This is a genomic window from Rhodosalinus sp., assembly GCF_041685465.1.
Classification (GTDB): Bacteria; Pseudomonadota; Alphaproteobacteria; order Rhodobacterales; family Rhodobacteraceae; genus Rhodosalinus.
Genome location: NZ_JAWLFS010000074.1, coordinates 1 through 12,018, shown reverse-complemented (window position 1 = coordinate 12,018; position 12,018 = coordinate 1). Strand labels below are relative to the sequence as shown.

The 12,018-nt window shown below is 68.5% G+C and carries 11 protein-coding genes; 8 read left to right on the top strand and 3 right to left on the bottom strand.

Features of this window, described 5'->3' with window-relative positions; translation table 11 throughout:
- A partial coding sequence (locus ACESL7_RS06895; protein ID WP_372892581.1) for a M24 family metallopeptidase occupies positions 1–1,097 on the bottom strand: 1,097 nt, incomplete at its 3' end.
- A gap of 66 nt (positions 1,098–1,163) precedes the next feature.
- A complete protein-coding gene (locus ACESL7_RS06890) occupies positions 1,164–2,054 on the bottom strand; it encodes a HalD/BesD family halogenase (protein WP_372892580.1) in 891 nt (296 codons plus the stop codon).
- A 109-nt stretch (positions 2,055–2,163) separates the two neighbouring features.
- Between ACESL7_RS06890 and ACESL7_RS06885 the strand changes: the two genes are divergently transcribed.
- Complete coding sequence (locus ACESL7_RS06885) at positions 2,164–3,018, top strand: LysR family transcriptional regulator (protein ID WP_372892579.1); 855 nt, start codon at positions 2,164–2,166, stop codon at positions 3,016–3,018.
- Positions 3,019–3,022: 4 nt separating this feature from the next.
- Here the strand turns inward: ACESL7_RS06885 and ACESL7_RS06880 are convergent, their stop codons facing one another.
- Positions 3,023–3,817 (bottom strand): DeoR/GlpR family DNA-binding transcription regulator, encoded by a 795-nt coding sequence (locus tag ACESL7_RS06880; protein ID WP_372892578.1) that lies wholly within the window; start codon positions 3,815–3,817, stop codon positions 3,023–3,025.
- A gap of 302 nt (positions 3,818–4,119) precedes the next feature.
- Here ACESL7_RS06880 and glpD point away from each other — a divergent pair, with 302 nt between their 5' ends.
- The 7 genes from glpD (at position 4,120) to ACESL7_RS06845 (ending at position 11,843) form a co-directional block, all read left to right on the top strand.
- Positions 4,120–5,718, top strand: a complete 1,599-nt coding sequence (gene glpD / locus ACESL7_RS06875; protein WP_372892577.1) for a glycerol-3-phosphate dehydrogenase — start codon at positions 4,120–4,122, stop codon at positions 5,716–5,718.
- Between the two features lie 13 nt (positions 5,719–5,731).
- Positions 5,732–6,820, top strand: a complete 1,089-nt coding sequence (locus tag ACESL7_RS06870) for an ABC transporter ATP-binding protein (protein ID WP_372892576.1) — start codon at positions 5,732–5,734, stop codon at positions 6,818–6,820.
- A 16-nt stretch (positions 6,821–6,836) separates the two neighbouring features.
- The gene (locus ACESL7_RS06865; protein WP_372892575.1) at positions 6,837–7,913 is read left to right on the top strand and encodes an ABC transporter ATP-binding protein; all 1,077 of its coding nucleotides are present in this window, start codon (positions 6,837–6,839) and stop codon (positions 7,911–7,913) included.
- Complete coding sequence (locus ACESL7_RS06860) at positions 7,913–8,782, top strand: carbohydrate ABC transporter permease (protein ID WP_372892574.1); 870 nt, start codon at positions 7,913–7,915, stop codon at positions 8,780–8,782. The genes ACESL7_RS06865 and ACESL7_RS06860 overlap by 1 nt, the downstream gene beginning before the upstream one ends.
- Before the next feature lies 1 nt (position 8,783).
- Positions 8,784–9,650, top strand: coding sequence for a carbohydrate ABC transporter permease (locus ACESL7_RS06855; RefSeq protein ID WP_372892573.1), 867 nt, complete (start codon positions 8,784–8,786; stop codon positions 9,648–9,650).
- An 11-nt stretch (positions 9,651–9,661) separates the two neighbouring features.
- Positions 9,662–10,069 carry a DUF2160 domain-containing protein gene (locus ACESL7_RS06850; RefSeq protein ID WP_372892572.1) on the top strand — a complete coding sequence of 136 codons (408 nt, stop codon included), beginning with the start codon at positions 9,662–9,664 and terminating at the stop codon, positions 10,067–10,069.
- A 67-nt stretch (positions 10,070–10,136) separates the two neighbouring features.
- Positions 10,137–11,843: an ABC transporter substrate-binding protein gene (locus ACESL7_RS06845; RefSeq protein WP_372892571.1), complete on the top strand. Its 1,707-nt coding sequence runs from the start codon at positions 10,137–10,139 to the stop codon at positions 11,841–11,843.
- Positions 11,844–12,018 lie beyond the last annotated feature (175 nt).

Sequence of the window (12,018 nt, the reverse complement as noted above, 5' to 3'; positions counted from 1 at the left end):
TCCATGTGGTGCGCCACGAGCGGCGTCTCGCCGTGCAGCCCGACGCCGTGGATGATCGAGGGATAGCGCAGGTCGAGGAAGCGCTCGGGGATCTTCCAGGCCGTCTCGGCGAGGTCGCGGTAGCCGAGGCCCGGTCGCAGCAGGTCCATGTTGTAGTGAATCTGCTCGAAGGCCATCTGGTAGAGGCTCTGCTGATAGCCCGTCGGCCGGCCGGGTCCGGCGTGGAAGGTGCGCGAGAAATCGCAGTAATAGCCGTGGCAGCCGATGGTGTCGGTGTCCATCGCGACCAGTTCGCCGGGGCGCAGCACGCGGTCGCTCGCCTCGTTGAACCACGGGTTGGTGCGCGGCCCGGAACTCAGCAGGCGCGTCTCGATGAACTCTCCGCCCCGCTTGATGACGTTGCCGTAGAGGATGGCGAAGAGGTCGTTCTCGGTCACGCCCGGCTCGATCGCCTTCTCCACCTCCCAGACCGCGGCCTCGGTCGCGGCGACCGACTGCGCGAGGCAGGCGATCTCTTCCGGCGTCTTGATGCGCCGGCAGTGCAGCGTGTCCTGCATGCAGTCGAAGACGTCGAGCCCCTCGGCCTCGAGCGAGCGCACGAGGTTCACCGCCGCGCGGTCGAGCCCGACCTTCAGGTTGCCGCCGCCATGGGCGCGCACGAGTTCCGCGATCTCGTGGCCGAAGGGATCGGAGGAGACGTCGTCGCGCTGGTTCACCGCCGACCACACGACGTTCGAGGTGCGGTGCTCGTCGATCGTCTCGAGCCAGGTCGAGACATGCGCGCTGCCCGGATACTCGAAGAGGATCACCGGGCCCTGAAGGGGGACATAGATGTAGCGGGTGGAGTTGCGCAGGAAGTAGCCGAACATGTTGCGCGAGCCGGTGGCGTAGCGCTGGTTGTTCGGGTCGAAGAGGACGAGCGCGGCGTAGCCCTCCTCGGCCATCATGGTCTTGAGCCGCGTCAGCCGCCCGGCGCGCAGGCGCCTCGGGTCGAAGGCCTGCGGGATCGGGTCGGAGGTGCCGGTCGGCGCGGAGGGCACGACGGGGATGTCGTCGGGTTCGCTGTCGGTCAGGGCCTCGCTCTCGACGATGCTCATGCGGGTCTGTCTCCTTGGCGTGGTTGGCGGCCTGGGCCGTCCGTTCCCAGAGTGAGGGCGGCGGACTCAGTCGGCAAGCGCATCGGAGCGGGCGACGCCGCTGCGCGCCATTTCCTCGTGCACGGGCGCCATGCGCCCGAAGATGCGGCGCGCGCGCTCGGGCTGTCCGACGAAGCCGGGCTCGCGGGCGTAGGCGAAGATCACCGAATGCCGCTCGCGCGGGCCCTCGACCGGGGTGACGCGATGGAGCGAGTTGCGCCCGAAGAAGACCTGCAGATCGCCCGGCGTCACGTCGAGCGACTTCAGCGCGGACCGGTCCCCGTCGAGCACCGCCTGCACACCCTCGAAGTTCTCGCCCTGCGCCCCGCGGATGTCGGGGACATACTGGAAGACGCCGCCCGCCTCGGGCTTCCGGGTGCAGAGCGTGACGATGTAGTCGTTGCTGTCGAAGTGCCAGGGATGCTGGCGCCCCTCCTTGAGCACGTTGACCACCAGATCGGCGAGCGGGTCGGCGAATTCGTGGATCTCGGGCTCGTCCACCACCTGCCGGACGAACTCCTGAAAGTCCGGGTCGCGGTAGATGCGGCGGATCATCGTCTCCTCGCCGATCAGGTCGCCGGCGACGAAGCCGTTGGTGCGGTCGTCGAAGCGGTTCTTCGGGTGGCTGTCCGGCAGCGCCGGGTCGCCTGCGGAGTTGTAGGGGTTCGTCTCGGTCGCGTTGATATGCGCCGAGGGCGAGAGGCGCGCGGTCTCCGCCTCGAGCTCGGCGAGCATCTCGGGGCGCACGAAATCGGCGAGCACGACGCAGCCGTCCTCGCCGAGCTGCGCGCGGCAGCGCGCCACGAGATCCCGCCCCTCCGGCGTGGCGAGGCGGTCGATGGGATAGGCGTCGAGATCGATGATCCGGCCGAGCGGATGGCTCCGCCCGAGCGCCTCGGGCAGCGGTGTCGCGGTCATGGGATGGGTCCTGTGGTCTCGATGTCTCGGTGCCTTCAGGAATAGGCGGCTCGAATCCATCTGTGAAACGAGTTATTCTCGATGCATCTATTGCAATGGCTCATCGGTCATGACGAACGATCTCCTCCGCGCCTTCCTCGCCGTGGCCGAAAGCGGCGGCTTCAGTCCGGCCGCCGCGCTGCTGAACCGGACCCAGTCGGCGGTCAGCCTTCAGATCAAGCGGCTCGAGGCGGATCTCGGCGCGACGCTCTTCGCGCGCACCAGCCGGTCGGTCACGCTGACGGCGGAGGGACGGCGCCTGCTGCCCTACGCGCGGCGGCTCCTGACGCTGGAGGAGCACGCGCGCGACGAGGTGGCGCGCGACCGCGCCCCCGAGCGCATCCGCTTCGGCCTGCCCGGCGAGCAGGCGGAGACCTACCTGCCCGGCCTCCTGCCACGGGCGCGCGCGGCGTATCCCGACCTTCAGATCGAGATCGTCTGCGACATCTCCTCCCGCCTCGTCGCGGCGTTTCAGGCGGGCGATCTGGACGTGATCCTCGCCGTGCGGCACGAACCGACGCGCACGGGCCGTCCCCTGGGGCTCAAGCGCATGATCTGGGTCGCGCACCCCGAGTTCGCGCCCGACCGGGCCGCGGCGCTGCCGCTCGCGCTCAACCCGGAGGGCTGCATCTTCCGCGCGCACGCCCTCGCCGCGCTCGGCCGCGCGGGGCGGGCGTGGCATGAACCTTATGTCAGCACCTCGCCCATCGGGCTCAACCAGCCGGTGAGCGCGGGCCTTGCCGCGACGGTCAAGACCCGCCCGAGCGTGCCCGCGGGCTGCATCGAGGCGGGCAAGCGGCTCGGCCTGCCGCCGCTCGACGCGGTGCAGATCGACCTGCACGCCTCGCCCGCGCTGCTCAGCGAGGGCTTCGACTGGTTCGTCGAGGCCGTGGCAGAGGAGGTGCGCGCCGAGGGCGCCGCCTGACGTCTCAGCCGGCGGCGCGATCCGCGGCGTCGCCGTCGGGGGCGACGACATGCGCCTCGGTGCCCCAGTCGCGGCAGAGGCGCAGGACCTCCTCGGGCAGCGGCGCGCTGGTGAAGAAGCGATCCACGTCGCGCAGCGAGCCCACGCGCACCGGCGCGCTGCGCTCGAACTTGGAACGATCCGCCACGAGCCAGGTCGCGCGGGCGCGGCGGATGATGCTCTGGCTGACGCCCACCTCCTGAAAGTCGAAATCCAGAAGCTCGCCGTCCTCGGCGATGGCGGAGCAGCCGATCACCGCCACGTCGAAGCGGAACTGCTCCAGCACCGAGGTGGTCAGCGTGCCCACGAGCCCGCCGTCCAGGCGGCGCAGGCGTCCGCCCGAGAGCACGATCTCGCACTCCGGGTTGGCGGCGAGGATGTTGGCGACGTTGATGTTGTTGGTCACCACCAGAAGCTCGCGGTGGCCGAGGAGTTTCGCCGCCACCGCCTCCGTCGTGGTGCCGATGCCGAGAAAGAGCGTCGCGCCGTCCGGGATCGCAACGCTGCAGGCGTCGGCGATGGCGGCCTTGGCCGCCTCGTTGGTGCCGCGCCGGTCCTCGTAGCCGATGTTGGTCACGCTCGAGCGCAGCACCGCGCCGCCGTGCACCCGCTCGAGCCAGCCGGACTCGGCGAGCTCCGTCAGGTCGCGCCGGATGGTCTGCGCCGAGACGCCGAAGCGCGTCACCAGGTCCTCGACGCGGACGCGCCCGTCCGCGCGCGCGATCTCGAGGATGTCCCGCTGCCGGAACGACTGCGACATGGGCCCGATCCTTCGCCTGCCTCTCCCGCGCGGCCGTATAGCACCATGCCCCGGCTGCGGGCGAGCGGATTTGCGCGGATCGCGCGCGCGGCTGCGCGCTTTGGGCAAGGACCCGCGCAGCGGATGCACAGGATTGCTGAGGGACCGCGACGTCTGCAGCGCGGGAAACACATGCGGAGAACCCGCGAAAGTTACCGGCTTTCGGCCCAAACACTCAAAACCGATCAAAAGCGAAAAATATCCGTTGACCAACATGCCGCGAATCTGTTTCTTTTCGATCTCAGGGAAGAGGGAGGAGCGCAGTGTCCGCGGCGTCGAGCGACCGGGAACCGGCCGATCTGTTCGTGATCGGCGGCGGCATCAACGGATGCGGCATCGCGCGCGACGCGGCGGGCCGGGGCTTGTCCGTCCGCCTCGCCGAGATGGGCGATCTGGCGCAGGCGACCTCCTCATCCTCCACGAAGCTCTTTCACGGCGGCCTGCGATATCTCGAGTATTTCGAGTTCCGCCTCGTGCGCGAGGCGCTGATCGAGCGCGAAGTGCTGCTGCGCGCCATGCCGCACATCGCCTGGCCGCTGCGCTTCGTGCTGCCCTACCACGCGGAGATGCGTTTCGAATCCGAGACGCCGACCTCGCGGCTCCTCAACCGCGTCATGCCCTGGATGAAGGGGCGGCGGCCGGCATGGCTGATCCGGCTGGGGCTTTTCCTCTATGATCATCTCGGCGGCCGGAAGATCCTGCCCGGCACGCGCACGCTCGACCTGACGACGGCGCCCGAGGGCGCGCCGCTCAAGCCGGAGTTTCGCCGCGCCTTCGAGTATTCGGACTGCTGGATCGAGGATTCGCGCCTCGTCGTGCTGAACGCCCGCGACGCCGAGGCGCACGGCGCCGAGATCCGGACGCGCACCCGCGTGACCGAGGCGGCGCGCGAGGGCGACCTCTGGCGGATCGAGCTGGAGGACGTCGAGACCGGCCACCGCTGGACCACGCACGCGCGGATGCTCGTGAACGCTGGTGGGCCATGGGTCGGGCAGGTCATCCGCGACGTGACCCACATCCCGAGCCGAGAGGGCGTGCGCCTCGTCCGCGGCAGCCACATCGTGACGCGCAAGCTCTTCGATCACGACAAGGCCTATTTCTTTCAGGGCACCGATGGGCGGATCATCTTCGCCATCCCCTACGAGCGTGATTTCACGTTGATCGGTACCACCGACGCCGATCATCCCGACCCATCGGAGCCCGTCGTCTGCACCGAGGAGGAGCAGGACTATCTGCTGGATTTCGCCTCGCAGTATTTCGCCCGCCCCGTCACGCGGGATGACGTGGTCTGGACCTACGCGGGCGTGCGGCCGCTCTACGACGACGGGGCCAAATCCGCGACGGCAGCGACGCGCGACTACGTGCTCAGCCTCGACGACGCGGAGGGTGCGCCACTGCTCAACGTCTTCGGCGGCAAGATCACCACCTATCGCCGCCTCGCCGAGGCTGCACTGGACAAGATCGGGCGCCACTTCCCGGAGGCCGGTGCCTCCTGGACTGCGCAGGCGCCGCTGCCGGGCGGCGATTTCCCGGTCGACGGCGTGGAGGCGCTGATCTCGGATCTCGCCGCCGCCTACCCCGAGCTCGCGCCGGAGGAGGCGCGGCGGCTGGTGCGCGCCTACGGGACCGAGGCGCGCCGGCTTCTGGACACGGCCGGCGGGCCGGGACGGGCCTTCGGCGCCGGTCTCACCGAGGCCGAGATCGGCTGGCTCATGCGGCACGAATACGCGCGGACTGCGGAGGACGTGGTCTGGCGGCGCACGAAGCTCGGGCTCCGGCTCACGGCGGCGGAGGTCGCCGAGATCGACGCCTGGATGGCCGAGCGGCGCCGCGCCGAGGGAGAGGCCCGCGCGGCAGAATAGGGAGGAGAGCGCGATGACGCTTGTGCTCGACGGCGTGGCCAAGACCGTCCGCGGGGCGGTGCATGTCCATCCGACGGACCTGACGCTCGAGAAAGGCACGATGAACGTGCTGCTCGGGCGCACGCTCGCCGGCAAGACGTCGCTGATGCGGCTGATGGCGGGGCTCGACCAGCCGACGGAGGGGCGCATCCTCTGGGACGGCCGGGACATGACAGGCGTGCCGGTGCAGAAGCGCGAGGTGGCGATGGTCTATCAGCAGTTCATCAACTACCCGACGCTCACCGTCTACGAGAACATCGCCTCGCCGCTGCGCCTGCAGCGCCGACCGTCGGGCGAGATCGACCGCCGCGTGCGCGAGACCGCGGAGCTGATGAAGCTCGCCCCGATGCTGGACCGCAAGCCGCTGGAGCTTTCGGGCGGGCAACAGCAGCGCTGCGCGCTCGCTCGTGCGCTGGTGAAGGACGCGGGCCTCGTGCTCCTCGACGAGCCGCTGGCCAACCTCGACTACAAGCTGCGCGAGGAGCTGCGCGTCGAGATCCCGCGCATCTTCCGCGAGTCGGGCGCGATCTTCGTCTATGCCACCACGGAGCCGGAGGAGGCGCTGCTGCTCGGCGGCAACACCGCGGCGCTCTCGGAAGGCCGCGTGACGCAGTTCGGCCCCACGGCGGAGGTCTACCGTCGCCCGGTGGACGCGACGACGGCGCGCGTCTTCTCGGACCCGCCGATGAACTTCCTGCCGATCTCCAAGACCGGCAACCGACTGATGTTCGGCGACGGGCAGAGCGCGACGGCGACCGGCCACCTTTCGGAGCTCGCGGACGGCCGCTACGTCGCGGGCTTCCGGCCCAACCACCTCGAGGCGGAGCGCCACGTCGAGGAGGCGATGCAGTTCACCGCGACGCTCAGCGTGACCGAGATCACCGGCTCCGAGACCTTCCTGCACCTCGACCACCACGGCGAGCGCTGGGTGGGGCTGATCCACGGGGTGCACGACCTGACGCCGGGGCGCGAGATCGACGTCTGGCTCGACCCGGCGCATGTCTACGTCTTCGGCGAGGACGGGCGCCTCGCCGCGGCGGCCGCCTATGCGGCGGCGGCCTGAGAGGGAGGAGAGAGACATGGCGCGCATCACGCTCGACAACCTCGCGCATTCCTACAAGCCCAAACCGAAGGGCGAGGAGGACTGGGCGCTCAAGCAGCTCGATCACGTCTGGGGCGACGGGGAGGCCTATGCCCTCCTCGGCGCGTCGGGCTGCGGGAAATCCACGCTGCTCAACATCATCTCGGGGCTCCTGCAGCCCTCGCGGGGGCGCATCCTCTTCGATGACCAGGACGTGACCCACGCCGCCACCGCGGAGCGCAACATCGCGCAGGTGTTCCAGTTTCCGGTCGTCTACGACACGATGAGCGTGCGCGACAATCTCGCCTTTCCGCTGCGCAATCGCGGCGCCCCGGCGGGCTACATCGCCGAGCGGGTGCAGACGATCGCGGCGATGATCGGCATGGAGGCGGAACTCGACCGCAAGGCGCGGGGGCTCACGGCCGACGCCAAGCAGAAGATCAGCCTCGGCCGCGGCATGGTGCGCGAGGACGTCAACGCGCTTCTCTTCGACGAGCCGCTGACGGTGATCGACCCGCACATGAAGTGGGAGCTCAGGACCCAGCTCAAGGCGCTGCACCGCGATTTCGGGCACACGATGATCTACGTCACCCACGACCAGACCGAGGCGCTCACCTTCGCCGACAAGGTGGTGGTCATGCATGACGGCCGCGTGGTGCAGATCGGCACGCCCGAGGAGCTGTTCGAGCGCCCGGCGCATACCTTCGTGGGCTACTTCATCGGCTCGCCGGGCATGAACCTGCTGCCTGCGCAGGTCACGGGCACACAGGCGGTCACCAACGGCGCCGAGATCGCGCTCGACCGCGCCTATGACGGGCTTTCGGGCAAGGTCGAGATCGGCGTGCGCCCCGAGTTCGTGCGCCTGTCGGAGCGCGAGGGGCTGCCGGTGCGCATCCGCCGGGTCGAGGACGTGGGCCGCCACAAGATCGTGCGCGCCGAGTTCTTCGGCCACGACATCAACATCGTCGCCGGCGAGGACGAGGAGATCGGGCCCGACAAGACCCGCGTCACCTTCGACGCCGCGCACGTCAACGTCTACGCCAACGACTGGCGCGTCGAAGGGAGGGCCGCGTGATGGAAAAGACCCCCAATCAGAAAGCGTGGTTCCTCGTCCTGCCGGTGCTGATCCTCGTCTCCTTCTCGGCGATCGTGCCGCTGATGACGGTGGTCAACTACGCCTTTCAGGACAGCTTCGGGAACAACCAGTTCTTCTGGGCGGGCCTCATGTGGTTCGAGGAGCTTCTGGCCTCGGACCGGATGTGGAACGCGCTGGGCCGGCAGATCGTCTTCACGGGCATCATTCTCGCCATTCAGGTGCCGCTCGGCGTCTTCGTGGCGCTCCACATGCCCAAGAAGGGGCCCTGGGTGAGCGTCTGCCTCGTCCTGATGGCGCTGCCGCTGCTCATTCCGTGGAACGTGGTGGGCACGATCTGGCAGATCTTCGGCCGCGTGGACATCGGCCTTCTGGGCTACACCTTCGACAAGCTCGGCATCCCCTACAACTACACGCAGGACTTCTTCTCGGCCTGGGCGACGCTCGTCGTGATGGACGTCTGGCACTGGACGTCGCTGGTGGCGCTGCTGGCCTATGCGGGCCTCAAGTCGATCCCCGACGCCTACTATCAGGCCGCGCGCATCGACCAGGCAAGCCGCTGGAAGGTGTTCCGCTACATCGAGCTTCCCAAGATGGCGGGCGTGCTGACCATCGCGATTCTGCTGCGCTTCATGGACAGCTTCAAGATCTACACCGAGCCCTTCGTGCTGACCGGGGGCGGTCCCGGCAACGCGACCACCTTCCTGTCGATCGACCTGGTGAAGATGGCGCTCGGACAGTTCGACCTCGGCCCCGCGGGCGCGTTCAGCCTGATGTATTTCCTCGTCATCCTCGCGGTGTGCTGGGTCTTCTACACCGTGATGGTCAACCTCGAGAAGCGGGAGAACTGAGATGGCCGAGGCGACCGCGACCCGCATTCCCGAGAACCTCACCGCCGGCGGACAGCGCAAGCGCGTGCGCGTCAACGGCTCGGCGGTGGTGATGACGGCCTACCTCGTCTTCCTCATGCTGCCGATCTACTGGCTCGTGAACATGAGCCTGAAGACGAACACGGAGATCCTGAGCACCTTCTCGCTCTGGCCGCAGAACCCGACGCTGGCCAATTACGCGACGATCCTGACGGACCCCTCGTGGTACATGGGCTACGTCAACTCGATGATCTACGTGGCCATGAACACCGTGATCTCGGTGACGGTGGCGCTGCCGGCGGCCTATGCCTTCAGCCGCTACAGCTTCCTCGGGGACAAGCACCTGTTCTTCTGGCTGCTGACGAACCGTATGGCGCCGCCGGCGGTCTTCGCCCTGCCCTTCTTCCAGCTCTACAGCTCCGTCGGGCTCTTCGACACGCATATCGCGGTGGCGCTGGCGCATTGCCTGTTCAACGTGCCGCTCGCGGTCTGGATCCTCGAGGGCTTCATGCGCGGCGTGCCGCGCGAGATCGACGAGACGGCCTATATCGACGGTTATTCCTTCCCGCGCTTCTTCGTGAAGATCTTCATGCCGCTGATCGCCTCCGGCATCGGGGTCGCCGCCTTCTTCTGCTTCATGTTCTCCTGGGTGGAACTGCTGCTGTCGAGGACGCTGACCAGCGTGGAGGCGAAGCCGATCGCCGCGACCATGACGCGCACCGTCTCGGCCTCGGGCCTCGACTGGGGCGTGCTCGCGGCCGCCGGCGTGCTGACCATCGTGCCCGGCGCGCTCGTGATCTGGTTCGTGCGCAACTACATCGCCAAGGGCTTCGCCCTGGGCCGCGTGTGAGGGAGGAGCCGATGACCGCGACCCGCAAGATCGATCTCGCCTTTCTGGGCGTCGGCGCCCTCTGGCTCGCCCTTCTCGGCTGGCTGTTCGCGGTCACGCCCGAGGGGCGCGAGGGCGGCTTCGGCTGGACGCAGCCGCTCTCGGCGGGCGGCTGGATGGCCTGGTCGCTGCCGACGGCGCTCTTCTTTCTGGGCATCGCGGGGCTTCTGATCGTCTTCAGCTACCTCGCGCTGCGCTTTCCCGAGCGCCCGCGCATGGGCGTCCTGCGCTTCGAGACGACGCGGGGCGACCGGCTCTTCATGACGCTGCTCGGCTCGGCCTTCATCAACCTGGCCTGGCTCGCGCTTGTGGGGGCGAACCAGCCCTACGCGCTCATCCTCTGCCTGCTCTACGCCGCCGCGATCTTCCGCTGGGCGTGAGCTGCAGCCCGCCGCCGGGAGGGGCGGCGATCCACGACCGACTTAAACCAAGGGAGGACCCCAAGACATGCGATCCTTGAAACAGACGACGGCGCTCGGCCTCGCGCTGGCCCTGACGGGCCCGGCCTTCGCCGACATGGAGGCCGCCCGCGCCTTCCTCGACGCCGAGATCGGCGACGTGTCCTCGCTGACCCGCGCCGAGCAGGAAGCGGAGATGCAGTGGTTCATCGACGCCGCCGAGCCCTTCCAGGGCATGGAGATCAACGTCGTCTCCGAGACGATCACCACGCACGAGTACGAGGCGAACGTCCTCGCTCCCGCCTTCACCGAGATCACCGGCATCGAGGTCACCCACGACCTGATCGGCGAGGGCGACGTGGTCGAAAAGCTGCAGACGCAGATGCAGTCGGGCCAGAACATCTATGACGCCTGGGTCAACGACGCCGACCTCATCGGCACGCACTGGCGCTATCAGCAGGTGCGCAACCTGACCGACTGGATGGCGGGCGAAGGCGCCGACGTCACCAGCCCGACGCTGGACATCGACGACTTCATCGGCACCTCCTTCGCCACCGGCCCGGACGACAAGCTCTATCAGCTGCCGGACCAGCAGTTCGCGAACCTCTACTGGTTCCGCCACGACTGGTTCACCGATCCCGAGATCATGGCCGAGTTCGAGGAGGAATACGGCTACGAGCTCGGCGTGCCGGTCAACTGGTCGGCCTACGAGGACATCGCGGAGTTCTTCACCGGCCGCACCATCGACGGCCGCGAGGTCTTCGGCAACATGGACTACGGCAAGAAGGACCCGTCGCTCGGCTGGCGCTACACCGATGCCTGGATGTCGATGGCCGGCATGGGCTCCAAGGGCGAGCCGAACGGTTTCCCGGTCGACGAGTGGGGCATCCGCGTCAACGACGACTATCAGCCCGTCGGCTCCTGCATGGACCGGGGCGGCGCGACCAACGCGCCCGCGGCGGTCTACGCGATCGACAAGGCGATCAAGTGGCTGCAGGACTACGCCCCGCCGTCCGCTTCCGGCATGACCTTCTCCGAGGCCGGCCCGGTCCCCGCGCAGGGCGGCATCGCGCAGCAGGCGTTCTGGTACACCACCTTCACTGCCGACATGGTCGAGGAAGGCCTGCCGGTCGTGAACGAGGACGGCACGCCGAAGTGGCGCATGGCCCCCAACCCCAAGGGCGCCTACTGGGAAGAGGGCATGAAGGTCGGCTATCAGGACGTGGGCTCCTGGACGCTGATGGAATCCACGCCGGTGGACCGCGCCAAGGCCGCCTGGCTCTACGCGCAGTTCGTCACCTCCAAGACGGTCGACGTGAAGAAGAGCCACGAGGGCCTTACCTTCGTGCGTGATTCCTCGATCAACCACGAGAGCTTCACCGAGCGTGCGCCCGAGCTCGGCGGCCTCGTCGAGTTCTACCGCTCGCCGGCGCGCGTGCGCTGGTCGGACACCGGCCTGAACGTGCCGGACTACCCGAAGCTCGCGCAGCTCTGGTGGCAGAACATCGGCGACGCGATGTCCGGCGCCAAGACCTCGCAGGAGGCGCTCGACAGCCTCTGCGCGGAGCAGGAGCGCGTGCTCGAACGCCTCGAGCGCGCGGGCGTGCAGGGCGAGCTGGGCCCGAAGCTCAACGAGCAGCGCGACCCGCAGTACTGGCTCGACCAGGAGGGTGCGCCGAAGCCGAAGCTCGCGAACGAGGATCCCGAGCCGGTGACGGTGACCTACGAAGAGCTAATCGAGTCCTGGAACGAGTGACGTGCCCCGCGCCGGGGCCGCCGCGGCCCCGGCGCTTCCTTGCATTTCCCCACAAAAAGAGCAGGACGGGCGCGATGTCCCATATCCTCGCCATCGATCAGGGCACGACCTCCAGCCGCGCGATCGTCTTCGATGCCGATCTGCGCGTCCGCGCCGTCGCGCAGGAGGAATTTCC